The organism is Microbacterium sp. Y356, from assembly GCF_059445355.1.
The window spans coordinates 2,421,007-2,444,574 of record NZ_JCAIUE010000001.1; the positions used below are offsets into that span (position 1 = coordinate 2,421,007).

At 65.3% G+C, this 23,568-nt stretch carries 20 protein-coding genes; 15 read left to right on the plus strand and 5 right to left on the minus strand.

The window, feature by feature from the left end:
- The 5 genes from AC1C2Q_RS11655 (at position 1) to AC1C2Q_RS11675 (ending at position 6,177) form a co-directional block, all read left to right on the plus strand.
- A complete protein-coding gene (locus tag AC1C2Q_RS11655) occupies positions 1-729 on the plus strand; it encodes an L-ribulose-5-phosphate 4-epimerase (protein WP_495450241.1) in 729 nt (242 codons plus the stop codon).
- A complete protein-coding gene (locus AC1C2Q_RS11660) occupies positions 726-2,342 on the plus strand; it encodes a xylulokinase (RefSeq protein WP_495450242.1) in 1,617 nt (538 codons plus the stop codon). The genes AC1C2Q_RS11655 and AC1C2Q_RS11660 overlap by 4 nt, the downstream gene beginning before the upstream one ends.
- 93 nt (positions 2,343-2,435) lie before the next feature.
- Positions 2,436-3,953 carry an L-arabinose isomerase gene (gene araA / locus AC1C2Q_RS11665; RefSeq protein WP_495450243.1) on the plus strand — a complete coding sequence of 506 codons (1,518 nt, stop codon included), beginning with the start codon at positions 2,436-2,438 and terminating at the stop codon, positions 3,951-3,953.
- On the plus strand, positions 3,953-4,879 hold the full coding sequence (locus AC1C2Q_RS11670) for an aldose 1-epimerase family protein (protein WP_495450244.1): 927 nt from the start codon (positions 3,953-3,955) through the stop codon (positions 4,877-4,879). Before araA ends, AC1C2Q_RS11670 begins: the two co-directional genes overlap by 1 nt.
- The gene (locus tag AC1C2Q_RS11675) at positions 4,876-6,177 is read left to right on the plus strand and encodes a glycoside hydrolase family 27 protein (protein WP_495450245.1); all 1,302 of its coding nucleotides are present in this window, start codon (positions 4,876-4,878) and stop codon (positions 6,175-6,177) included. Before AC1C2Q_RS11670 ends, AC1C2Q_RS11675 begins: the two co-directional genes overlap by 4 nt.
- Positions 6,178-6,208: 31 nt before the next feature.
- Here AC1C2Q_RS11675 and AC1C2Q_RS11680 read toward each other — a convergent pair whose 3' ends face one another.
- Positions 6,209-6,874, minus strand: coding sequence for a type 1 glutamine amidotransferase domain-containing protein (locus tag AC1C2Q_RS11680; protein ID WP_495450246.1), 666 nt, complete (start codon positions 6,872-6,874; stop codon positions 6,209-6,211).
- A gap of 91 nt (positions 6,875-6,965) precedes the next feature.
- Between AC1C2Q_RS11680 and AC1C2Q_RS11685 the strand changes: the two genes are divergently transcribed.
- A complete protein-coding gene (locus AC1C2Q_RS11685; protein ID WP_495450247.1) occupies positions 6,966-7,895 on the plus strand; it encodes a LysR family transcriptional regulator in 930 nt (309 codons plus the stop codon).
- Here AC1C2Q_RS11685 and AC1C2Q_RS11690 read toward each other — a convergent pair.
- A complete protein-coding gene (locus AC1C2Q_RS11690; protein ID WP_495450248.1) occupies positions 7,861-8,439 on the minus strand; it encodes an antibiotic biosynthesis monooxygenase in 579 nt (192 codons plus the stop codon). The two genes, AC1C2Q_RS11685 and AC1C2Q_RS11690, sit on opposite strands and share 35 nt — an antisense overlap.
- 233 nt (positions 8,440-8,672) lie before the next feature.
- Between AC1C2Q_RS11690 and pulA the strand changes: the two genes are divergently transcribed.
- The 7 genes from pulA to AC1C2Q_RS11725 all read left to right on the plus strand — a co-directional run bounded on the left by pulA (position 8,673) and on the right by AC1C2Q_RS11725 (position 20,300).
- Positions 8,673-14,624, plus strand: a complete 5,952-nt coding sequence (gene pulA, locus AC1C2Q_RS11695; RefSeq protein ID WP_495450577.1) for a pullulanase-type alpha-1,6-glucosidase — start codon at positions 8,673-8,675, stop codon at positions 14,622-14,624.
- A 370-nt stretch (positions 14,625-14,994) separates the two neighbouring features.
- A complete protein-coding gene (locus AC1C2Q_RS11700) occupies positions 14,995-15,441 on the plus strand; it encodes a hypothetical protein (RefSeq protein WP_495450249.1) in 447 nt (148 codons plus the stop codon).
- A gap of 154 nt (positions 15,442-15,595) precedes the next feature.
- The gene (locus AC1C2Q_RS11705) at positions 15,596-17,098 is read left to right on the plus strand and encodes a CoA-acylating methylmalonate-semialdehyde dehydrogenase (protein WP_495450250.1); all 1,503 of its coding nucleotides are present in this window, start codon (positions 15,596-15,598) and stop codon (positions 17,096-17,098) included.
- 9 nt (positions 17,099-17,107) lie between these two features.
- Entirely contained in the window at positions 17,108-18,319 is a 1,212-nt protein-coding gene (locus AC1C2Q_RS11710; protein ID WP_495450251.1) for an acyl-CoA dehydrogenase family protein, read from the plus strand.
- Positions 18,316-19,212 (plus strand): 3-hydroxyisobutyrate dehydrogenase, encoded by an 897-nt coding sequence (gene mmsB, locus AC1C2Q_RS11715; RefSeq protein ID WP_495450252.1) that lies wholly within the window; start codon positions 18,316-18,318, stop codon positions 19,210-19,212. The genes AC1C2Q_RS11710 and mmsB overlap by 4 nt, the downstream gene beginning before the upstream one ends.
- A gap of 49 nt (positions 19,213-19,261) precedes the next feature.
- Positions 19,262-19,450: an NAD(P)H-binding protein gene (locus tag AC1C2Q_RS11720; RefSeq protein ID WP_495450578.1), complete on the plus strand. Its 189-nt coding sequence runs from the start codon at positions 19,262-19,264 to the stop codon at positions 19,448-19,450.
- Positions 19,451-19,523: 73 nt separating this feature from the next.
- Positions 19,524-20,300 (plus strand): enoyl-CoA hydratase-related protein, encoded by a 777-nt coding sequence (locus AC1C2Q_RS11725; RefSeq protein ID WP_495431291.1) that lies wholly within the window; start codon positions 19,524-19,526, stop codon positions 20,298-20,300.
- Positions 20,301-20,398: 98 nt separating this feature from the next.
- Here AC1C2Q_RS11725 and AC1C2Q_RS11730 read toward each other — a convergent pair whose 3' ends face one another.
- The 3 genes from AC1C2Q_RS11730 to AC1C2Q_RS11740 form a co-directional block, all read right to left on the minus strand.
- A complete protein-coding gene (locus tag AC1C2Q_RS11730) occupies positions 20,399-20,842 on the minus strand; it encodes a YdeI/OmpD-associated family protein (RefSeq protein WP_495450253.1) in 444 nt (147 codons plus the stop codon).
- Between the two features lie 93 nt (positions 20,843-20,935).
- Positions 20,936-21,106 (minus strand): hypothetical protein, encoded by a 171-nt coding sequence (locus AC1C2Q_RS11735; protein ID WP_495450254.1) that lies wholly within the window; start codon positions 21,104-21,106, stop codon positions 20,936-20,938.
- Positions 21,106-21,642: a MarR family winged helix-turn-helix transcriptional regulator gene (locus AC1C2Q_RS11740; RefSeq protein ID WP_495450255.1), complete on the minus strand. Its 537-nt coding sequence runs from the start codon at positions 21,640-21,642 to the stop codon at positions 21,106-21,108. The genes AC1C2Q_RS11735 and AC1C2Q_RS11740 overlap by 1 nt, the downstream gene beginning before the upstream one ends.
- A 155-nt stretch (positions 21,643-21,797) precedes the next feature.
- Between AC1C2Q_RS11740 and AC1C2Q_RS11745 the strand changes: the two genes are divergently transcribed.
- Both AC1C2Q_RS11745 and AC1C2Q_RS11750 read left to right on the plus strand, forming a co-directional pair.
- A complete protein-coding gene (locus AC1C2Q_RS11745) occupies positions 21,798-22,574 on the plus strand; it encodes an electron transfer flavoprotein subunit beta/FixA family protein (RefSeq protein WP_495450256.1) in 777 nt (258 codons plus the stop codon).
- 2 nt (positions 22,575-22,576) lie between these two features.
- Positions 22,577-23,563, plus strand: coding sequence for an electron transfer flavoprotein subunit alpha/FixB family protein (locus AC1C2Q_RS11750; RefSeq protein WP_495450257.1), 987 nt, complete (start codon positions 22,577-22,579; stop codon positions 23,561-23,563).
- The last annotated feature ends 5 nt before the right edge of the window (positions 23,564-23,568 follow it).

The following is a 23,568-nucleotide window of genomic DNA, read 5'->3' on the forward strand; positions in this document are numbered from 1 at the left end:
ATGACCTCGTCCACCTTCAGCCGAGAGGCCGAAGCATCCATCGCAGCCGTCCGCGCCGACGTCGCACGTTTGCACGGCGAACTGGTCCGCAATGGACTCGTCGTCTGGACCGGCGGAAATGTCTCTGGCCGCGTGCGCCTTTCGGAAGACGGGGGCGCCGACCTGCTCGTGATCAAGCCGTCCGGTGTTTCTTACGACGACCTGACTCCAGAGAACATGATCCTGTGCGACCTCGACGGCAACGTCATCCCAGGCACGCCCGGCAGCGATCGGTCCCCGTCGAGCGACACGGCGGCTCACGCCTACGTGTACCGGAACATGCCAGGCGTCGGCGGTGTCGTGCACACGCACTCCACGTTCGCGGTCGCATGGGCTGCGCGCGGCGAGGAGATCCCGTGCGTCATCACCGCGATGGCTGACGAGTTCGGCGGCCCCATCCCGGTCGGCCCGTTCGCGATCATCGGAGATGATTCCATCGGCCGCGGCGTCGTAGAGACCCTGACAGGTCACCGTTCGCGCGCGGTTCTCATGCAGAATCACGGACCCTTCACGATCGGCGTCGATGCGAAGGATGCCGTGAAGGCAGCGGTCATGGTCGAAGACGTCGCCCGCACGGTGCACTACGCGCGTGAGGCCGGCCCGGTGATTCCGATTCCGCAGGAGGCGATCGACAGCCTCTTCAACCGATACCAGAACGTGTACGGCCAGAACTCGGATGCCCGCCGATGACTCTTGGACAGGGCGCGAGCGCCGCAGCTGACATCGCCGCAGGCCGCACAAGTCTCGGCATCGAGCTCGGCTCCACCCGCATCAAGGCCTGCCTGATCGGCCCGGATGTCACCGAGGTTCTCGCCACCGGCTCATTCTCCTGGGAGAACAGCCTCGAAGACGGCCTCTGGACCTACGGCATCGACGAGGTCTGGCAGGGGCTGCAGGCCGCGTATGCGGAGCTCATCAACGATGCCGAGAAGCGTCATGGCACCCGCCCTGAAACCTTCGGCGCCATCGGGATTTCGGCGATGATGCACGGCTATCTGGGCTTTGATGAGGCGGGGGAACTGCTCGTGCCATTCCGCACCTGGCGCAACACCAACACCGGTGTCGCGGCTGCGGAGCTCACCGAATTGCTGGGCGTCAACATTCCGCTGCGCTGGTCGATCGCGCACCTGCACCAGGCCGTCGTCGACGCCGAACCGCACGTGCCGAACCTCGACTTCGTCACGACGCTTGCCGGCTACGTGCACTGGCGCCTCACCGGTGAGAAGGTGCTCGGCGTGGGAGATGCCTCCGGCATGTTCCCGATCGACTCCGCCACACGTGACTACGACGCGCGGATGCTGCATGCCTACGATGCGCTCGCCGCTAATCGTCTTCGCTCACCGGTGACGGAGCTGCTTCCACGCGTGCTTCCCGCGGGTGCATCCGCTGGCTCGCTCACCGTCGACGGAGCAGCCCTGCTGGATCCGACTGGCGTGCTGGGCCGTGGAATTCTGAGCCACGGCATCCCGCTCTGCCCGCCAGAGGGCGACGCCGGCACTGGCATGGTCGCGACCAACTCGGTCGCTCCGCGCACCGGCAACGTCTCAGCGGGCACGAGCATTTTCGCGATGGTGGTGCTGGAGCATCCGCTGGATGAGGTGCACCACGAACTCGATCTCGTCACCACGCCAGCCGGAGACGGCGTCGCGATGGTGCACTGTAACAACGGAGCCAGCGAGCTGGCCGCATGGGTGGGGCTCTTCTCCCAATTCTCGGCGGCCGCCGGTCAGCCGATCGACATTGACGCTGCCTTCGACGCACTCTTCCGCGAAGCGCTGGAAGGCGAAGCGGATGCCGGCGGACTTCTCGCCTACAACCACCTGGCGGGGGAGCCGATCGCTGGCCTGACCGAGGGACGTCCGCTGTTCGTGCGTACCCCGGACAGCACCTTTTCTCTGGCGAACTTCATGCGCGCGCAGCTCTACGGCGTGTTCGGCACGCTCGCGCTCGGCATGAAGGTGCTTGAGGCAGAGGGTGTGGGGCTTGATCGAATGTTCGCGCACGGCGGGATGTTCCGAACGGCGGGTGTCGCCCAGCGCTTCCTCGCCGGTGCGCTCGGAGCACCGGTTGCTGTCGGAGAACTCGCGGCTGAGGGCGGCGCCTGGGGTATCGCCGTGCTGGCCTCATACCTCTCGCACGCCGAATCTTCAGATCTCGCCGCCTTCCTCGACGAGCAGGTGTTCGCCACGGCATCCATCTCGACCGTCGATCCGAACCCGGCTGATGTCCAGGGTTTCGCCACCTACCTCGATCGCTACCGCGCCGGCCTCGCCATCGAGTCCGCCGCCGTCAACTCGCTCTAACCCCGTCCCAGCTCGCGAAACTTCACGTACGTCACCTTTTCGGGCCGAAAACGTGACACACGCGAAGTCTCGCGAGCTAGTGAAAGGAACACCATGGCAACGCTCAACACAACACTCGACGGCTTCGAGGTCTGGTTCCTCACCGGCAGCCAGCACCTCTACGGGCCGGAGACTCTCGCCCAGGTCGCCGCGCAGTCGCAGGAGATTGCTCGTCTGCTCGACACCGCGGACGACGTTCCCGTGAAGATCGTGTGGAAGCCCGTCCTCACCGACAGTGACGCGATTCGCCGCACCGCGCTCGAGGCCAATGCTGACGACCGGGTCATCGGACTCGTCGCCTGGATGCATACCTTCAGCCCCGCGAAGATGTGGATCGCTGGCCTGGATGCATTGAAGAAGCCGCTCGCGCATCTGCACACGCAGGCGAACGTCGAACTGCCGTGGGCAGACATCGACTTCGACTTCATGAACCTCAATCAGGCGGCGCACGGCGACCGTGAGTTCGGTTACATCCAGACCCGTCTCGGCGTGCCGCGCAAGACGATCGTTGGCCATGCCAGCGATCCGCGCGTGCAGCAGGAGCTCGGCACATGGCAGCGCGCAGCGGCCGGGTTCGCGGCATCCCGTTCGCTGAAGCTGGCTCGTTTCGGTGACAACATGCGCTTCGTCGCGGTCACCGAGGGCGACAAGACCGAGGCCGAGCTTCGCTTCGGTGTGCAGGTGAACACCTGGGGCGTGAACGAGCTGGCAGAGGCTGTGGATGCAGCCACCGATGCAGAGATCGACGCGCTCGTCGCCGAGTACGAAGAGCTCTACGAGGTCGTTCCTGAACTCCGAAAGGACGGCGACCGGCACCAGTCGCTGCGCGACGGGGCGGCGATCGAGATCGGACTGCGGTCGTTCCTCGAAGAGGGCGGCTTCGGTGCATTCACGACTTCGTTTGAAGATCTCGGATCCCTGAAGCAGCTGCCGGGTCTCGCCGTGCAGCGGCTGATGGCCGAAGGCTATGGCTTCGGCGCCGAGGGCGACTGGAAGACCGCCGTCCTCGTACGCATCGCGAACGTGATGGGCGCTGGCCTTCCGGGTGGTGCGAGCCTCATGGAGGACTACACCTACGACATGACACCCGGCGACGAACTCATCCTCGGCGCGCACATGCTCGAGGTATCGCCGTCGCTGACCACAGCGAAGCCCACGCTGGAGATCCACCCGCTCGGCATCGGCGGCAAGGATGACCCGGTGCGCCTGGTCTTCACCGCTGACGCGGGACCTGCGATCGTCGTCGCCATGAGCGACATGCGCGACCGCTTCCGCCTCACCGCCAACGTGGTGGAGAACGTCGCGCCGCGCGCCTCGCTGCCCAACTTGCCGGTGGGTCGTGCCGTCTGGAAGCCGCAGCCGGACTTCAACACCAGCGCCGCAGCCTGGCTGACCGCTGGGGCCGCACACCACACCGTCATGTCGACGGCCGTGGGCTTGGAGGCCTTCCGCGACTTCGCCGAGATGGCCGAGGTAGAGCTGCTCGTGATCGACGACGACACCACGCTGCCGGAGTTCCAGAAGCAGGTCCGCTGGAACCAGGCCTACTACCGTCTCGCGCAGGGGCTGTAATGGTGTCGGTTTCTGTCGAAGAGCGCTCTGGCCGGCAGCTGCGTCTCGCGGCGCACGGGTACGAGGTCGATATCGCCAGTGTCGGCGCCTCGCTGCGGACTCTGCTGCATGAGGGCCGCCACCTCGTCGTGCCATTCGACGCTGACGAAGTCCGCCCCGCCTACCGCGGCGCGACTCTTGCGCCGTGGCCGAACCGCATCGTCGACGGGCAGTATTCCTTCGCGGATGCCGAATATCAGCTGCCACTCACCGAGCCTGCGCGCGGGCATGCGCTGCATGGTCTTCTGGCGTGGACGGAGTTCGCTGACCGTCTCGTCGAGAGCGACCGCGTCGTGCTGGTCGCGGTCATCGAACCACAGCTCGGCTACCCCTTCCGCGTCGAGGTCGAGGTCGAGTTCCGACTTGGCGTGGACGGTCTCACGCAGACGGTGACGGCGCGCAACCTCGGGGCGGATGCTGCGCCCTGGGGCACCGGGCCGCATCCGTACCTCGTCGGAGGTGACGGGCGCGTCGACGACTGGACGCTCACGCTTCCGGCATCCGAGGTGCTCACGGTCACCCCCGATCGGCTGAGCCCGGTCGCGGTGGAGCCTGTCGAGCAGCAGCCGGAATGGGACTTCCGTAAGGCGCGCACGATCGGCGACGTCTTCATCGACCACGCGTTCACCGAACTCGATCGCACCGACGGCATCGCGGAGGTACGCGTCGTGGCTGCGGACGGTCACGGTGTCGCGCTGAGCTGGGACGAGAACTGCCCGTGGGTGCAGGTGCACACCGCAGATACTCCGGACCCGGCCACTCATCGGATCGGCCTTGCCGTCGAGCCGATGACATGCCCTCCGGACGCGTTCAACTCCGGCGTGGACCTGATCGTTCTTGAGCCAGGCGCACAGTCGTCGGCATCCTGGCGGTTTCAGGCCGTATGACAGCCCTGACCCCGCCGATGGGGTGGAACAGCTGGGACTGCTACGGCACGACTGTGACCGAGGCAGAGGTGCTCGCCAACGCCGAGTTCATGGCCGAGCACCTGCTGCCCTACGGTTGGGACACGATCGTCGTCGACATCGACTGGGCCGACCCCACCGCCCGCTCGCACGGCTACAACGCTGACGCCCCGCTGCACCTCGACGAGTACGGCCGACTGATCCCTGATCCGCAGCGCTTCCCGACCTCGGTAGACGGGGCCGGCTTCGGGCCGCTCGCTGCGCGGGTGCACGAGTTGGGGCTCCGCTTCGGCATTCACACGATGCGCGGTATCCCGCGGCGTGCGGTCGCGCAGAACCTGCCGATCCTCGAAGCGGATGCCGGTGCCGCCGACGTCGCCGACCCGACGAACGCGTGCGAGTGGAATCCCGATATGGTCGGACTCGATCACACGCATCCGGCCGCGCAGGCGTACTACGACTCCACGCTCGCGCTCTACGCCGGATGGGGCGTGGACTTCATCAAATCCGACGACATGCTGTGGCCATACCAGGCCGCAGACGTCGAGGCCTATGCCACGGCGATCCAGCGCTCAGGGCGTGACATCGTACTGAGCCTTTCGCCCGGCCGTGATCTGTCCCTGGAGCGACTGGACCATCTTCGCGCCCATGCGGACATGTGGCGCATCTGCGACGACCTTTGGGACAACTGGCGCGACGTGGAGGCGAACTTCGCCCGCTTCGCACGGTGGGCCCCGTTCGCGGGCGACGCTGGTTGGCCGGACGGAGACATGCTGCCGCTCGGGCGCATCGGCATCCGTGCCGAACGAGGCGAGCCGCGCGACGATCGGCTGACGCCGGACGAGCGGGTGGCACTGCTGACGCTGTGGATCATCGCGCGGTCACCGCTCATGATCGGCGGCGACCTGCCCTCCTCTGACCCTGCCACCATCGCCCTGTTCCAGAACGCGGATGCGCTGGCGGTGCTGCGTGATTCGCGACGGGCCCGTGAGGTGTTCCGCGAGGGTGCGCTCGTGCTGTGGGCGGCTGATGGTGTTGATGGTGAGCAGTACGCCGCGGCGTTCAACCTCGGTGACGATCCGATGGATGCCGTGCTCGACGCAGGCAACCTCGGATTCGGCCGCGTTGGTGAGGCGATCGAGCTGTGGAGCGGTGCCACCATATCGCTCGATCCGGTGCATGCGCAGAGCGTTGCCGCCCGCGGTGTCGCGCCGGGCAGTGCCGCGCTCCGGCTGACGCTGCCGCCGCACGGCGCGGCGCTCCTTCGTTATCGCGGCTGAGCGACAACGAAGGAGCAACAAAGGGCGTCGATCAGGCGAGAGCCGCGATAAGGGCCTGCGCTACGGATGCGGACGACTGCGGGTTCTGCCCGGTGATCAGCAATCCGTCGATGACCGTGTGGTCACTCCACGGTGCGGCGATATCGAGGGACGCGCCCTGTTCGCGCAGCGTCGACTCGAGCAAGAACGGTGCGCGATCGGCGAGCCCGCCGAGGCGCTCCTCCTCATCCGTGAACGCAGTGATGCGGTGGCCTGCGACGATCGGCGTGCCGTCTGCATCACGTGCAGGCAGGAGCGCGGCGAGACCGTGGCAGACGGCAGCGAGTGGACGCCCAGCGGCGAGCGTCGCCGTGATGAGGGCGCCGGATGTCTCGTCGACGGCGAGGTCCTGCATCGGGCCGTGCCCGCCGGGGTAGTACACCGCGTCGTATGCCGCAGGGTCGACGGATGCGAGGTCGAGAGGCGTGGCGAGATCGTCGATTGCGGCGATCGCATCGGCGTCTCCGTCTTGCAGGCTGCCAGCATCCGCGACGGGGACGACGCCGCCAGGTGTGGCGAAGACGACGTCGTGGCCGGCTTCAGTGAGGAGTCGATACGGGGCGAGCAGCTCTTCGGCCCAGTAGCCGGTGGGGTGCTCGGTGCCGTCCGTCAGGGTCCAGGTGCGGGCTCCGGTGACGACGAAGAGGACGGTTGACATGGTTCTCCTTGATTCAGACGGCAGATGCCGCGGGCTGGTGACACTGAGGAGAACCGAGCTTAAACTATCGTCATTCCGATATATTTTCGATATGAGAAATCGGTATTCAGATGGCTTGGAAGATCTGGCGCTGTGGCGGGCGTTCCTCGCCGTACATCGAGCGGGATCGGTGTCTGCCGCGGCCAGAGTCATCGGCGTCGCGCAGTCGACATTGACGGCGCAGTTGCAGGCGCTGGAGCGCACGGTCGGGGAACCGCTGTTCACCCGGACAGCGCGCGGGATGCTGCCGACACCCGGGTCAGATGAGCTCGCATCTCGGCTGGCTGCGCCCTTCGATCAGTTGGCGCAGGCCCTCGACGGCTCGGCTCCCAACGCACCGGAGCCGGTGGTCAGACTCGGGGCGGCATCGGATTTCACGGCATCCGTCATGATGCCGGCGCTCGCACCCGCGATCGCGGGTGGACTCCGGGTACAGGTGACCACGGGGCTCGCCGACGGCCTGCTCGATGATCTGCGCGCAGGGCGTCTCGACCTCGTTGTCTCGGCGGTTCGCCCGCGGGGACGGGTACTGGCGCACACCGGGCTCGTCGACGAGGAGTTCGTGCTGGTCGCAGCCCCATCGCTCTGCGTCGACGTGGCGGATGTGGCCGCGCGCGGTGAGCAGGCGCTGGCGGAGCAGCCCCTGCTCGCCTACGCGCATGACGTGCCGATCCTGCGCCGGTACTGGCGGCATGTGTTCGGAGTGCGCCTGGAGCGCGAGCCGGGGCTCACGGTCCCCGATCTCCGAGCCCTTGCGGCCGCGGCGGTGGCGGGCGCGGGTATCACAGTGCTGCCGAGCTACCTGATCCGCTCCGAGCTCGCGGATGGTCGGCTCGTGGAGCTGGTCGCCACGGATGATCCTCCGATCAATACGCTCTTCCTCGTGCGCAGGCCGGGGGCGCCGGCATCCGCCGTCTCGATCGTCGAATCGTCGCTGCGGCGGGCGGTCAGCGCGCCAGCCAGCGGCGCAGCAGCCTCGTGACCCAGGGGAGCACCCAGTAGGTCATGATCGGCGTCAGCACGAGCGTCGTTGCGAGCACGCGCAGCCAGAGGGGGAGTTCACCCCAACCGGGAACCGGTGTCATCGCAAGGCTGAAGAGCAGATTGACGGGGAAGAATCCGAGCCAGATCGTCACGGCCTGCTTCCACCGCGGAGGGGCAGCTGGCGCATCCTCGAGCGCTGCGGCATCCGGCAGGCTGATCGAACCGGTCGCCGGCTCGTCGAACCATCCCTCGATTCCGGTGCGGCGTCTTGAACGCTCGCTGCGGACGAAGCCCTGACCCATCGACAGCCACCAGCCGCGCTCGGACGAGTTCTCCCACGCTTCGAGCGTCTCGGTGCTCGCGAAGCGGTAGAGCATGTGCCAGACCTGGGAATCATCGCCAGCGCGCACCCAACCTGAACCCAGGAATCCGGGGTACTTGTGGGCAAGGTTCACCCCGGTCTGCACCCAGGTCGTCGCCTCGGAGATACGTGCGGGATCGACCTCTCGGCGGATCGAAACGGTGATCGGTTCGCTGGACATGGTGGGCCCCTCGGGAAGGAAAGCTGCTTGTGGCGAATCCGAGTGTACGTCGGCTGTGTTTCGCGTTTGCTACTTGTCCAACAGGGATGCAAAACCTGTAAGCGCTTGCAGTCGCACGATGAATCCTGCTAGCTTCACTCCCGGGCACATAGTCGTGCCATTCCCCACCCCTCCAGGGAGACCTCGTGTCGAAGAAGACCGCTCCACGCCGTACCGCGCTGTTTGCCACTGTGATGCTGGTGGCCTCTGGCTTCGCCGCATTCGGCATTGCCCCGGCATCCGCCGCCGATCGCACCGTCGCCCTGGTTGGCGATTTGCAGTCCGAACTCGGCTGCGCGGCCGACTGGGCGCCCGACTGTGCCGAGACCGAACTCGCGGCGACCGCTGCCGAAGGGATCTACAGCGCCACGTTTGACGTCCCGGCGGGCAGCTACGAGTACAAGGTCGCGCTCGATGACGGCTGGGACGAGGCTTACGGGCTTGACGGCACAGACACCAACATCCCGTTGACCGTCGCAGGCCCTGCGACCCTTCGGTTCACATTCGACGATGCCCTCAAGCGGGTCGGCGTCGAGGTTGAAAATCTCCGCGGCAGCTACACGGCCGACGACGGCGCCCTGATCTCGGACCCGGTGCGCCAGGCCGGTGCCGGTGAGCAGTTCTACTTCGTGATGACCGACCGGTTCGCCAACGGCGACACCACGAACGACACCGGTGGCCTCGAGGGCGACCGCCTCACGACCGGCTACGACCCCACCAATAAGGGCTTTTACCAGGGCGGCGACATCGCAGGTCTGCACGACAATCTGGACTACATCGAAGGCCTTGGCACCACGGCGCTCTGGCTGACCCCGAGCTTCGCCAACAAGCCGGTCCAGGGTGTGGGCGAGAACGCATCCGCCGGCTATCACGGCTACTGGATCACCGACTTCACTCAGATCGACCCGCACCTCGGCACCAACGCCGAACTCGAAGCGCTCATCGCCGATGCGCACGAGCGCGGCATCAAGGTCTACTTCGACATCATCACCAACCACACCGCTGACGTCATCGACTACGCCGAAGCCTCCTACGGTTACATCGACCAGGCGACCTCGCCTTACACGGATGCCACGGGCACGGCCTTCGACCCGGCGGACAGCGCCGGTACAGGCGACTTCCCTGACCTCGACCCAGCGACGAGTTTTCCCTACACCCCAGTGGTGACCGAGGACATCAAGGTTCCCGCCTGGCTGAATGACCCGACGCTGTACCACAACCGTGGAAACTCGACCTGGTCAGGGGAATCGGTCACCCATGGTGACTTCGACGGCCTGGATGACCTGATGACCGAGCATCCGACGGTCGTGAACGGCTTCGTCGAGGTGTACGAGGACTGGGTCGACCTCGGCATCGACGGCTTCCGCATCGACACGGTCAAGCACGTGAACTTCGAGTTCTGGGAGCAGTGGTCAACCGCGGTGCTCGACTACGCCCACGCGCAGGGAAACGACGAGTTCTTCATGTTCGGCGAGGTCTACGACGCCGACCCGGTCAAGCTCTCCCCGTACGTGCGCGACACCGACATGAACTCGGTGCTGGACTTCACCTTCCAGTCCGCGGGCGTGAGCTTCGCTTCTGGCAACTCCACCAAGGGACTGCAGTCGCTGTTCGCCGGCGACGACTACTACACGACCTCCGATTCGTCATCGACGGCTCTGCCGACCTTCCTCGGCAATCACGACATGGGTCGGGTCGGATCGTTCCTGCAGAACACGGATGCCCCGTTGGAGCGCGACGAGCTCGCCCACGAATTGCTGTTCCTCAGCCGAGGCCAGCCCGTCGTCTACTACGGCGACGAGCAGGGATTCGCCGGCGCCGGCGGTGACAAGGACGCCCGCCAGAGCCTGTTCGCCACCGAGGTCGACGAGTACGCGAACCAGAACCTCGTCACCGGTGAGGTTGCCGGGTCGGTCGATCGATACGACACCGAGGCGCCGCTGTACGCGCACATCGCGGCGCTCTCCGAGCTGCGCAGCACCCACCCCGCACTCGCCGACGGCGCACAGATCGAGCGGTATGCGGCATCCGGAGCTGGCATCTACGCCTTCTCGCGCGTCGACGCCGACGAGAAGGTCGAGTACCTGGTCGCCCTGAACAATGACGCGACGGCCCAGACGGTCGACCTCAACACGCTGACGGCGGATGCCGGATTCACGCCGCTCTACGGGGACGCCGGCAGCTTCACCACCGATCAGGGAGCAGCTGCGACGATTACGGTCCCCGCACTCTCTGCAATCGTGTGGAAGGCGGATGCCACCGTCACCGCCCCCGAGGCGGCGGCCCCGCTGACCCTCTCCGTTCCTGCTGCGGGCGCTGGCGTCACAGGTCAGGCGGCCGTTCAGGCCGAGACTGCCGATCAATGGCTGCAGACGAGCTTCGCCTGGCGAGTCGTCGGATCCGACGAGTGGCACGCGCTCGGCACTGCCGAAGACACCGCTCCGCGCGTCTTCCATGACCTCGACGGGCTGGCCGCGGGCACGCTGGTCGAGTATCGCGCCGTGACGACGGATGCCGCAGGCCACCATGCCGCAGCATCCACCTACGCGTCCGTCGGAAACGCCGTGACGCTCTCTCCTGGCGAGGAGCCAGAGACCGAGTTCGAGTCGGTCGTCGTGGCGGGCAGCCTGAACTCCGAGATGGGGTGCGCGTCCGACTGGGACCCGGCCTGCGAGAAGGCGAAGCTGACCCTTGGTGCCGACGGCGTCTGGACGGGCACGTTCGACCTGCCGGCTGGCGACTACGAGTACAAGGCGGCGATCAACGGCAGTTGGAGCATCAACTACGGCGCGAACGGCGCCGCCGACGGCTCAAACATCGCGATCTCGCACGCGGGCGGACCGATCAGCTTCTATTTCGACCCGCGGACGAACATCGCGCAGTCCACCGCCCAAGGCCCCATCGTGACCTTGGCCGGCTCTCTCCAGAGTGAGCTCGGGTGCGCCGCAGATTGGGCACCGGACTGTCTCGGCACGCTCATGGCCGACGGCGATGGAGACGGCATCTACGAGTTCTCGACGTCGGATCTTCCGACCGGTGCCTATGAGCTGAAGGTTGCACACGGCCTGAGCTGGGATGAGAACTACGGCGCAGACGGCGTCCGCGACGGTGCGAACATCTCGTTCAGCGCGAGCGAGGGCAAGGTCACCACGTTCCGATACACGCTCGAAACCCACCTACTCGAGGTGATCAGTGATGACGCACCGCTGCCGGGTACCGGTGAGCTGCGCGCGCACTGGATCGACGCGCAGACGATCGCATGGCCTGCGACGCTCGGTGCCACCGCGGATGCCGGATACCGGCTGTACTCGGCATCCGATGCGTCGCTGGCTGTCGAGGACGGCGCGGTAACCGGTGCGGAGCCGATCGAACTGACTGCCTCCGGCACCCTGACCGAGGATCAGATTGCACGGTTCCCTGCGCTGACCGGCTACCTCGCGCTGAAGATCTCCGATGTGGATGCTGCAGCACTCCTGCGCACGCAACTCGCGGTCGCGCAGGTCGGCGTCGACGGTGCACTAATGGCGTACACGGGAGTGCAGATTCCCGGCATCCTCGATGACCTGTACGCGTCCGCTGTCGATCAGGTCGAGCTCGGTGTGAGCTTCGACGGGAAGAAACCGAGCTTCCGACTGTGGGCACCGACGGCGCAGAGCGCCACCCTGCTCACCTGGAACGCCGGCTCCGATTCGGACCCAGTGCGCCACGAAGCGGCGTGGGATGCGGCATCCGGCGTCTGGGCGGTGAAGGGAAACAAGGACCTCAAGAACGATGAGTTCCTCTGGGAGGTCGCGGTCTACGCGCCGAGTACAGGGAAGATCGAGACGAACGCCGTCACCGACCCGTACTCGGTGGCACTCACCCTGAACTCCGAACGCTCGGTCGCCGTCGATCTCGACGACAAGACCTGGCGGCCGAAGACATGGCAGAAGGCTGAGGCTCCCGAAGTGGACCGCGCCGTCGACCGCGCGATCTACGAGCTGCACATCCGCGACTTCTCGATCACAGACGAGACGGTGCCAGAGGAGAAGCGTGGCACCTATCTCGCGTTCGCCGAAGACAGCGCCGGCACGGATCAGCTGCGAGAACTCGCGGATGCCGGCATCAACACCGTGCACCTGCTGCCGTCCTTCGACATCGCCACGATCGAGGAGGATCGAGCAGTCCAGGCAGTTCCTGACTGTGACCTCGCCTCCTACGGCCCAGCGGACGAGGCGCAGCAGGCGTGCATCCAGGCGGTGGCGGGCGAGGACGGCTTCAACTGGGGCTACGACCCGTACCACTACTCGGCACCTGAGGGCTCCTACGCCGTCGATGCCGATGGTGGGGCGCGAGTGGGCGAGTTCCGCACCATGGTCGGGTCGCTGCACGAGATGGGTCTGCAGGTCGTGCTTGATCAGGTTTTCAACCACACTGCGTCGTCTGGTCAGGCCGACACATCGGTGCTCGACCAGGTCGTGCCCGGCTACTTCCATCGCTTGAATGCGGCGGGCGGCGTGGAGACTTCCACCTGCTGCCAGAACGTGGCCACCGAGCATCTCGTCGCACAGAAGCTGATGGTCGATTCGATCGTGACCTGGGCGCGCGACTACAAGGTCGACGGGTTCCGATTCGACCTGATGGGTCACCACTCCACGACCAACATGCAGGCGATTCGCGACGCGCTGGACGAGCTGACCCCCAAGAAGGACGGCGTCGACGGCAAGGCGATCTACCTGTACGGCGAGGGCTGGAACTTCGGCGAGGTGGCAGGTAACGCCCTCTTCGAACAGGCCGTCCAAGGACAGCTCGGCGGTACCGGCATCGGCACCTTCAATGACCGGCTGCGCGACGCCGTGCACGGAGGGAGCCCGGTGGACTCCTCGTCCACGTTCCGGCAGGGTTACGGCACGGGCCTCGGCACCGACCCGAACGGCGATGCGATCAACGGCACGACTGAGCAGGCGATCGCCGACTTGGGCCATGAGACGGACCTCGTGAAGCTTGGGCTGGCGGGCAACCTGCGGAACTTCGCGTTCACGACGAGTGACGGGCAGGTGACCGCTGGCTCCGACATTGACTACCGCGGGTCTCAGGCCGGCTATGCCGATGAGCCGGGCGACGTGATCAACTACGTCGACGCGCACGATAACGAGACGCTCTACGACCTGTCGGTGCTGAAGCTCCCGGTAGATACGGCCATGGCCGACCGGGTGCGCATGAACACGTTGTCGCTCGCGACCGTCACACTGTCGCAGTCGCCGTCGTTCTGGCATGCGGGCACCGAACTGCTGCGCTCGAAGTCGTTGGATCGGAACAGCTACGACTCCGGTGACTGGTTCAATCGCATCGACTGGACCGGCCAGGAATCGACCTTCGGCTCCGGGCTTCCGATGGCGGCAGACAATCAGGAGAAGTGGCCGATCATGGCACCACTCCTGTCGGATGCTGCGCTCAAGCCCGGCGCCGCCGACATCCAGGCGGCCGAGGCCGCATCGCTGGACTTGCTCCGAGTGCGTGGCGAGGTCGACCTCCTGCAGCTGGGTTCGGCAGAGCTCATCGAGCAGAAACTGTCGTTCCCGAACAGTGGGGCAGAGGCCACCCCCGGCGTCATTGTGATGCTCATCGATGACCTGGTCGGCACCGATGTCGACCCGGCTCTGGCGGGCGCGCTCGTTGTGTTCAACTCGTCGCCGGATGCTGTGACGCAGACCGTCGACTCGCTCGCCGGTCGCGACTTCGCGCTGACCGCCGCCCAGGCGAACGGAGTGGATGCCGTTGTGAAGACGACGACCTGGGATGCCGCGACCGGCACTGTCACCGTGCCCGCCCGTTCGGTGGCCGTGCTCGTGGATGATCAGGCTCAGCCGGTGGATACGAAGATCCGCCTGTTGTCCCAGAAGGTTCTCGTGAAGTCTGGATCGACGTACACGGTGAACGCCGCAGTGACCGCCGCGGATGGCAGCGTGCCGGTCGGCACGGTCACTCTCAGTGACAGGGGCAAGGCTGTCGCGACGGTCGAGCTGACGGCGGATGCGGACGGGAAGGTCTCGGTGGAGTTACCGAAGATCGCCCGCGGTCTGCACTTGCTCACCCTGCAGTTCGAGGGGGTCGGGCTCTTGCAGCCGTCCCACACGCGGATCCCGCTGCCGGTGATCGCGTACTGAGTCGCGCGCCGCGGCCTGAGCGCCGTTCGACAAGCGCAAATGGCTGCATCTGACCGCCGGATACAGCCATTTGCGCCTGTCGAACCTCTGCACTGCGCAAAAGGAAAGATCCCCGCCGACCCGATTCGGCGGGGATCTTCTCATCCGGGAGCTGAGCTCACCGTGGCGCAGGAGGAGTCTGAGTTACCCGATCCGGTCTGAGATTCTCCCGCGCACAAGTAGTTGTACGTGTCGAAGGTGGCCGGATGGTGAACGAGGGCAGAACAGGCGGGTGCGTCTGATTCTGCACAGATCGGGAGTTTGCCCCGACTTATCCACAGCCGCCGGAATCTCGCGAGCGGGCATCACGCGATTCGGTCATCATCGGGGCATGACTAATACGACCAACTCCCTGAAGGGTCGAGTTCTTGACCGCGACGATGACCTGCGTGACGTGCTGGAGGTGCTTTTGCAACGCGCGAACAGGCGGCAGATGTGGCTGATGTTCATGGATCAACGCGGATGCCTCGGTGACCTGCTCATGCCGATCGCCGACTATCCCGAAGATCCGAACAACGTGGTGATGCTCGATGATCTCGGCGAAGTGTCCGAAGCGCACGTGCTCATGCATCGCGCGGACGCGCTCCGCCAGATGACGGGCAATGCCAGTGTCGTGCTCGCGTGGGAGAGGCAGGGGACAAGTGCAGTCTTTCCGGATGATCGAGCCTGGGCACAGGCGATGGCCGGGGCGGCGCAGAAGCTCGAGGTGCCGCTGCGCGCGCAGTTCATCGTGCACTCGCGTGGCGTGCGGCAGCTTCATCCCGACGACTACCTCTGAGATGTGGCTCGCGGCGCGCGCGGGTGCGAACCGCACTGACGCGATCATCCGCTCGACCGCGGTGCGATGGAAATGCATGGATACCCTAGTAAATCTCAGGATGCCAGAGTAATCTGGTCATCGTGCCAACGACGGCACGAAGGGACATCGCATAATGACTCGCACTATCCCCCATTTCGTAGGCGGATCGCTCCTCGCCCCGGATGCCGGACGCTTCAGTGACGTGTACGATCCAAGCTCCGGCACGGTGCAGGCGCGCGTGCCACTCGCCTCTGCCGACGAGGTTCGTCGCGCGATCGACAACGCCGAGGCCGCGCAGCCGGCCTGGGCTGCGACCAATCCGCAGAAGCGTGCGCGCGTGCTGCTGCGCTTCCTCGATCTCGTGCACCGTGACATGGATTCGCTGGCTCGCCTACTCTCCAGCGAGCACGGCAAGACCATTGACGACGCGAAGGGCGACATCCAACGCGGTCTGGAAGTCATCGAGTTCTCCGCGGGCGCACCGCATCTACTCAAGGGGGAGTACTCCACAGGTGCCGGAGCCGGCATCGATGTCTATTCGATGCGCCAGCCTCTTGGCGTGGTCGCCGGGATCACTCCGTTCAACTTCCCGGCGATGATCCCGCTGTGGAAGGCAGGCCCGGCGCTCGCCGCGGGCAACTCATTCATCCTCAAGCCGAGCGAACGCGACCCCTCCGTGCCGGTGCGGCTCGCCGAGCTCTTCCTTGAAGCCGGACTGCCGGCTGGCGTTTTCAACGTCGTCCATGGCGACAAAGAAGCCGTCGACACTCTGCTCACTGATCCGCGCATCCAGGCGGTGGGATTCGTCGGTTCGACTCCGATTGCGGAGTACATTTACTCGACTGCTGCCGCGCATGGCAAGCGTGCACAGTGCTTCGGCGGGGCGAAGAACCACATGGTCGTGATGCCGGATGCTGACCTCGACCAGGTTGCCGACGCGCTCATTGGCGCTGGGTACGGCTCTGCGGGGGAGCGCTGCATGGCGATCTCCGTCGCGGTCCCGGTGGGGCAAGAGACTGCCGACGCGCTGGCGGCGAAGCTCGCCGAACGCGTGGCGGAGTTGAAGGTCGGACCCTCGCTCGCGGAGGGCGTCGACTATGGTCCGCTCGTTGCCCGCTCGGCCGTCGAACGCGTTGAGGGATACATTCAGCAGGGCATCGACGAGGGCGCGACACTGCTGGCTGACGGTCGCGGCTTCACCGTGCCCGGCTACGAAGAGGGCTTCTACCTCGGCCCGACCCTGTTCGATCACGTCACGACCGACATGGCGATCTACCGCGAAGAGGTCTTCGGGCCGGTGCTCGTGATCGCACGTGCTGATGACTATGAGCAGGCGCTGGCAATGGCATCCGATCACGAGTTCGGCAACGGCGTCGCAATCTTCACGCGAGACGGAGACGCCGCGCGTGACTTCACCGCGCGAGTCAACGTCGGCATGGTCGGGGTCAACGTGCCGATCCCCGTACCCATCGCCTACTTCAGCTTCGGTGGATGGAAGAAGTCGGGATTCGGCGATCTGAATCAGCACGGCACCGATGCCTTCCGCTTCTACACGAAGACCAAGACCGTGACGAGCAGATGGCTTTCAGACACCGTTCGTGAAGGTGCCAGCTTCGTCATTCCGACGATGAGTTAGGAGCTGGCCATGACGATCACCAGCACTGTGACCACAGCCGAGGAGCGCGAGGCGATCCTCGGTGCCGTTCGCGAGTATGCCGAAACCGAACTCGCGCCCTTCGCTATTGAGCGCGATGAGAAGCACGAGTTCCCGCGCGAGTCACTGCGCCGAGGTGGTGAGCTGGGCCTCGGCGGCATTTATGTGCGCGAGGAGTCCGGTGGCACCGGGCTCGGCCGCGTTGACACCGTGGCGATTTTCGAGGAACTTGCCAAGGGCGATCCCACGATCGCGTCGTACATTTCGATCCACAACATGGTCGCCTGGATGATCGACACCTACGGCGATGACGCGCAGCGCGGCCAGTGGCTGTCGAAGCTGACGGCCATGACGGAGTTCGGCAGCTACTGTCTCACCGAGCCTGGTGCCGGATCGGATGCCGCTGCGATCGCGACGAGTGCGCGCCGTGAAGGTGACGAGTACGTGATCACCGGTGTCAAACAGTTCATCTCGGGTGCGGGTGAGTCGGGCGTCTACGTCGTCATGGCGCGCACGGGTGATGCATCGAGCGGAGCCCGCGGCATCAGCGCCTTTGTGGTTCCCGCCGATGCCACCGGCCTCAGCTTTGGCGCGCTGGAGAAGAAGATGGGCTGGCACGCTCAGCCCACGCGGCAGGTCATCTTCGACGGGGTGCGAGTGCCGGCATCCGCAATGCTCGGCGACGAGGGCCGAGGCTTCGCGATCGCGATGTCAGCGCTCAACGGTGGTCGCCTCAACATCGCGGCATGCTCGCTGGGCGGCGCGCAGTGGGCGCTGGATCGCGCGGTGCAGTACGTGCAAGAGCGCGTCGCGTTCGGAGAGCCGCTGGCAGAGAAGCAGTCGATCCTGTTCTCCATCGCCGATATGCGCACCGAGTTGCAGGCCGCGCGGCTGATGGTCAGGGACGGTGCACAGGCCGTTGATGAGGATGCTCCGGATGCCACGATGCGCTGCGCGATGGCCAAGCGATTTGCCACCGACGCAGGCTTTGATGTCGCCAATCGAGCTCTTCAGCTGCATGGCGGCTACGGGTACCTTCAGGATTACGGGATCGAGAAGGTGGTGCGGGATCTGCGAGTGCACCAGATCTTGGAGGGAACCAACGAGATCATGCGGCTGATCGTCGGACGAGAGATGCTGCGCCCGGCCGGATCCGCGTCGATGCGAAGCGCCGCGAACGAAAACCTGAGGAGCACGTCATGACCGTTATCGCTTTCCTCGGTCTCGGCCACATGGGTATGCCGATGGCCGTCAATCTGATGAAGGCCGGCCATGATGTGCATGGCTTCGACCTGGTGCCCGCCGCGATCGAGGCGGCGAAGTCGGCGGGAATTCCGATCGCAGATAGCGCGGCGGACGCCGTGGTCGATGCGGATGTCGTCATCACGATGTTCCCCGCAGGCAAGCACGTCATCGAGGCGTACCAGGGTGGACTGCTTTCAGAGGCTCGGCCAGGCACGCTGTTCATCGAATCGTCCACGATCGCGGTGGCTGAGGCGCAGACCGCGCACTCGCTGGCAGTGGAGGCCGGTCATCGCAACATCGACGCACCGGCCTCGGGTGGCGTTGTCGGTGCGGAGAACGGGACGTTGGCCTTTATGGTTGGCGCATTGGACGAGGATTTTGGTGCAGCACTGCCATTGCTGGAGGCGATGGGCAAGCGCATCGTGCACTGCGGTGGTCCTGGTCTCGGGCAGGCAGCGAAGGTGTGCAACAACATGATCCTGGCGGTGTCGCAGATTGTCGTGGCAGAAGCGTTCGTGCTGGGGGAGCGGTTGGGCCTCGAGCATCAGGCGCTGTATGACGTGGCATCCAATGCAACCGGTCAGTGCTGGGCGATGTCGACGAACTGTCCGGTGCCGGGGCCGGTGCCGACGAGTCCAGCGAACCGCGACTATCAGCCGGGCTTCGCAGGAGCGTTGATGGCGAAGGATCTCGGACTCGCCCTGCAGGCGATCGAGGGCACGGGGACGGATGCCAGGATGGGCATGCTCGCCCAGCAGATCTACGCAGCGTTCGCCGCGGGGGGTGGCGCAGGCCGCGACTTCTCGGGCATCATCACCGACATTCGCGACTCGTCTTCTGCTGATCTTTGACCGATGAGTATGCGCTACCCGGGATAGCCTCGCATCTGTCAAGGTCATCATCTTCGGCGCCAACGGTGCCACCGGGCGGCTCGCGAGCGCTCAGGCGCTCGCCGAAGGGTACACGGTCACAGCCGTCACGCGGCATCCGGATCAGTTCTCGCTCGAACATGAAAGATTGACGGTCGCCGTGCAGCCTACGATGGCGGGTGTCTTCTGGAACGAGGCGCTCCAGAGCGTGTCGAGGTGACGGGGATGGGCCGATACTGGATGAGAACCACGGCGACTCTGGACGAAAACCAAGAAGCGGTGAAGGGAACGAGATGACCGAGTACGAGACGATCCTGGTCGAACAGCGAGGTCGCGTGGGGTGGATCACCCTTAACCGTCCGCAGGCGCTGAATGCCCTGAACGCCAGGCTCTCCCAGGAGGTCACTGCCGCGGCGGTCGCCTTCGATGCGGATGACGGTGTCGGCGCCATCGTGCTGACCGGCTCCGAGAAGGCGTTCGCTGCCGGAGCTGACATCAAGGAAATGGAGTCGATGTCGGCCGCCGAGATGCGCGAGACCGACCACTTCGGTGCGTGGAGCGACTTCGCCGCAGTTCGCACACCCGTGATCGCGGCGGTGAGCGGCTTTGCTCTCGGCGGGGGATGCGAGCTGGCGATGATGTGTGACATCATCCTGGCCGCTGACACGGCGAAGTTCGGGCAGCCAGAGATCAATCTCGGGGTGATCCCAGGGATGGGTGGCACACAGCGACTCATCCGTGCCATCGGGTATTACAAGGCTGCCGAGCTCGTTCTCTCCGGTCGCATCATGGGTGCCGAAGAAGCGGAGCGTGCTGGCTTGGTGTCTCGGGTTGTTGCGGCATCCGATCTTCTTGCAGAGGCCACGAAGCTGGCCGAGACGATCGCGTCGAAGTCGCTGCCGTCGGTGTTTGCGGCTAAGGCGGCACTGGATGCTGCCATGGAGACGTCTCTCGCCGACGGGCTCGCGCACGAGAAGCAGGCATTCGCCGCGCTGTTCGACACCGCCGACCAGAAGGAGGGCATGTCTGCCTTCCGTGAGAAGCGCACGCCGAACTTCAGCAACAGCTGAGACGCCAGCCTCGGGTTTAGCAACATCCGCTGCGTGAAACACCATCGAGGACGTGGTGTCTCACGCAGTGGATGTTGCGGTGCGCGCCCGGTGGTGTGTCAGTCCCGGAGATCGGCGAGGATCTTCGCCAAGCGACGCTCGCGGGTCTCTTCCGCCTTGGCCTCGGCGATCTGGCGGGCCAGTTCCTTGCGCTTGGAAGGGGCGAGGGCGTCGAACGCCTGTTGCAGCGTTGGATCGGATGCCAGTGCGTCAGCGAGTGCCGGCGGCACCTCGACGGTGCGCTCGGCCGCATCGACGGTGATCGTCACCTCGATCTCTTGGTCGATTTCCACTCCGGCCTCCGCGCGGGCGGCCTTGCTGAACCCGATCAGATTGTCTCCGCCCATGCGGGAAAGGCGTAGCCGGATGCTGCGGTCGCCGAAGTCGACTAAAACGGGGAATGCTTTGCCTGCGCCGAGTTTGGCGACCTGCTCGTCGGTGAGCTTGATAGCGGCGGCGGGGCCGCGGCCTTCGAGGACGGTCTTGAGATGCAGTTCACCCATGGCGCCCAGGGTACAACGCCGTGCGCCCAGGATCGAGAACACGCAAACCGTCCCTCGGATGGTCGGGGAAGGACGGTTTGTGTGTTCTCGATCTCAGTGTTCGAGGGATGCCTGCAGCCGATCGCCTCGCTCGTCAATCAGGCGGCGCATGTACTCGCGCATGAAGAGGCGGTCGACGATGCTACCGATCGGTCCGAACGGTGAGCGAAAGGTCACCGTGTCGCGCATCAGCGTCCCGTCCGGATGCTCAAGAAACTCCGCCATTAGAGCGGATCGGGCTGCGGGCGCGGATCGGTGAAGTCTCCGGCATCCTTACGCAGACGGGCGACGATCGACACGAGATCGGCGGCATCCGACTGGTTCACGCCAGGTTCGGTGAAGACGTCCGCATTGAGTGCAGTTGTTGCCTGCTCGACGAGGGCGCGGCCCTCTTCGGTGAGCGCCAGCATCGCCGCGCGCCCATCGTGTGGATGCGGCTCACGCAGGATCAGTCCGTCGCGCACCAGCCGGTCGGCCGTACTCGTGACAGTGGTGGGGTGCACCTGTAGGCGAGCGACGACGCTCGACAGGGGCAGGCGACCTGAGCGGCTGAAGGCCAGCAGTCGCAGAACCTCGAAGCGGGCGAACGAGAGCCCGAAGGATTTGAGGGATGTATCCACTCGTGCCAGCAGCAACTGCTGCGCGCGCATGATCGAGGTCACGACGGCCATGCCGTCTGCGGCATCCGTCCATCCGTGCGCGATCCACTGACGCTTCGCCTCGGCGAGAGGATCGATCGGGAGCGGACGAGGTTGGGCCACGGAGTCTACGGTACCGGGAAGCGCGTCGTACGGATGAATTGTTCGTTCTGTATACATTAGGCATCGGTTCCGGGAGTAAGTTCGGGGGATACGACCCGGATTGGCTACATTGCCCACGATATAGGTAGACTCGGCCCCATCGTGAGGAGTAGTCGATGAAGATCTTCGTCTTGGTCAAAGAGGTGCCGGACACCTATGGCGATCGCAAGCTGAATCTGGAGACCGGGCTGGCTGATCGTGCGGCCGGTGATGTGGTTCTCGATGAGATCACTGAGCGCGCTCTTGAGGTTGCGCTGTCGTACGCCGACAAGGCTGAGGGCACCGAGGTTGTGGCTCTTACGATGGCTCCTGGGTCCTCTACTGCCTCGCTTCGTCGTGCGCTTGCGATCGGTGCAGCATCCGCTGTGCACATTGTCGATGAGCAGCTTGCCGGAGCCGATCTGGGCTTGACGGCTGAGGCGCTGGCCGCGGCGATCCGCCGGGCCGAGCCTGACCTGGTCATCACCGGGAACCTCTCCACTGACGGGTCTGGTGGTGTGATTCCGTCGATGCTGGCGGAGCACCTCGGATACGCGCAGGCCACTGCCCTCAACGCGGTGGAGATCACCGCCGAGGGTGTCTCTGGTACGCGCGCCGCTGACGATGGCTCGCAGCCTGTCTCCGCGTCGTTCCCCGCCGTGATCTCGATCACTGAGGCGCTGCCGGATGCGCGGTTCCCGAACTTCAAGGGCATCATGGCCGCGAAGAAGAAGCCGCTTGAGGTGTTGTCACTCGACGACCTTGGCGTCTCGGCGGATCCTGCCGCGGCACCGCGGACGATCATGACGGCCCTCTCCGAGAAGCCCCCGCGTGCGGCGGGCGTGAAGATCATCGATGAGGGTGACGCTGGCACGAAGCTGGTCGAATTCCTCGTGCAGAACAGGCTGGTGTGACGATGAGCTACCCCGAGAAGTCGATCCTCGTCCTGGTGGATGTGACGCCCAACGGTGACGCGGCAAGCTCTACCGCCGCGCTCCTGGGTGCGGCATCCCTGATCGGTTCGCCGGTCGCGTTGGTGCCCGGTGGCTCACCCGGTGCTGATGTACAACGTGCTGTGGATGCCGCGGCTGCTGCCGGTGCATCCGTCGTGCTGACCGCCGATGCTGATGCCGGATCTCTCACCGTGCCGCTGGTAGATGCTCTTCAGGCGGCGTATCAGCGCGTGCAGCCCGACGCGGTGCTGGTGTCGAACTCGATCACCGGCCGTGATGTCGCCGGCCGTCTCGCGGTGCGCGAGAAGCTCGCACTCTCGGTCGATGCGATCGGCGTCTCCCGAGATGACGAGGGCATCGTCGCGCACCACTCTGTGTACGGTGGCGCCTACCTTGTGGATTCTGCACCCACTTTCGGTGCTCCCATCATCACCGTTCGTCAGGGTGCGGTGGATGCTCGCGCCGAGGCGGTCGCCTCGCCGACTGTCGAGGCAGTTGAGGTCACGGCATCCGGATCCACCGCCGCGACTGCAGGCGTGACTGAGGTCATCGAGGTTGAGTCGTCTCGTCCTGAACTGCGTGGAGCCGCGAGGGTTGTCTCCGGTGGTCGCGGTCTCGGTTCGAAAGAGAAGTTCGTGCTCGTCGAACAGCTCGCAGATGTGCTGGGCGCAGCCATCGGCGCCTCGCGCGCAGCCGTCGACGCCGGCTACATTCCCTACGCGCACCAGGTCGGTCAGACCGGTGTTTCGGTGTCGCCGCAGCTGTACATCGCGCTTGGTATCTCTGGTGCGATCCAGCATCGCGCGGGGATGCAGACTGCCAAGAACATCGTCGCGATCAACAAGGACGGCGAGGCGCCGATCTTCGACGTCGCCGACTTTGGCATCGTCGGTGACCTGTTCACCGTCGTGCCGCAGGTGGTTGCCGCGCTCGAAGCGCGAAAGAAGTAGCGAAC

Coding starts and splice junctions, on each gene's coding strand:
- AC1C2Q_RS11655 (WP_495450241.1), top strand. CDS start 1: ATGACCTCGTCCACCTTCAGCCGAGAGGCCGAAGCATCCATCGCAGCC.
- AC1C2Q_RS11660 (WP_495450242.1), top strand. CDS start 726: ATGACTCTTGGACAGGGCGCGAGCGCCGCAGCTGACATCGCCGCAGGC.
- araA (WP_495450243.1), top strand. CDS start 2,436: ATGGCAACGCTCAACACAACACTCGACGGCTTCGAGGTCTGGTTCCTC.
- AC1C2Q_RS11670 (WP_495450244.1), top strand. CDS start 3,953: ATGGTGTCGGTTTCTGTCGAAGAGCGCTCTGGCCGGCAGCTGCGTCTC.
- AC1C2Q_RS11675 (WP_495450245.1), top strand. CDS start 4,876: ATGACAGCCCTGACCCCGCCGATGGGGTGGAACAGCTGGGACTGCTAC.
- AC1C2Q_RS11680 (WP_495450246.1), bottom strand. CDS start 6,874: ATGTCAACCGTCCTCTTCGTCGTCACCGGAGCCCGCACCTGGACCCTG.
- AC1C2Q_RS11685 (WP_495450247.1), top strand. CDS start 6,966: ATGAGAAATCGGTATTCAGATGGCTTGGAAGATCTGGCGCTGTGGCGG.
- AC1C2Q_RS11690 (WP_495450248.1), bottom strand. CDS start 8,439: ATGTCCAGCGAACCGATCACCGTTTCGATCCGCCGAGAGGTCGATCCC.
- pulA (WP_495450577.1), top strand. CDS start 8,673: ATGCTGGTGGCCTCTGGCTTCGCCGCATTCGGCATTGCCCCGGCATCC.
- AC1C2Q_RS11700 (WP_495450249.1), top strand. CDS start 14,995: ATGACTAATACGACCAACTCCCTGAAGGGTCGAGTTCTTGACCGCGAC.
- AC1C2Q_RS11705 (WP_495450250.1), top strand. CDS start 15,596: ATGACTCGCACTATCCCCCATTTCGTAGGCGGATCGCTCCTCGCCCCG.
- AC1C2Q_RS11710 (WP_495450251.1), top strand. CDS start 17,108: ATGACGATCACCAGCACTGTGACCACAGCCGAGGAGCGCGAGGCGATC.
- mmsB (WP_495450252.1), top strand. CDS start 18,316: ATGACCGTTATCGCTTTCCTCGGTCTCGGCCACATGGGTATGCCGATG.
- AC1C2Q_RS11725 (WP_495431291.1), top strand. CDS start 19,524: ATGACCGAGTACGAGACGATCCTGGTCGAACAGCGAGGTCGCGTGGGG.
- AC1C2Q_RS11730 (WP_495450253.1), bottom strand. CDS start 20,842: ATGGGTGAACTGCATCTCAAGACCGTCCTCGAAGGCCGCGGCCCCGCC.
- AC1C2Q_RS11735 (WP_495450254.1), bottom strand. CDS start 21,106: ATGGCGGAGTTTCTTGAGCATCCGGACGGGACGCTGATGCGCGACACG.
- AC1C2Q_RS11745 (WP_495450256.1), top strand. CDS start 21,798: ATGAAGATCTTCGTCTTGGTCAAAGAGGTGCCGGACACCTATGGCGAT.
- AC1C2Q_RS11750 (WP_495450257.1), top strand. CDS start 22,577: ATGAGCTACCCCGAGAAGTCGATCCTCGTCCTGGTGGATGTGACGCCC.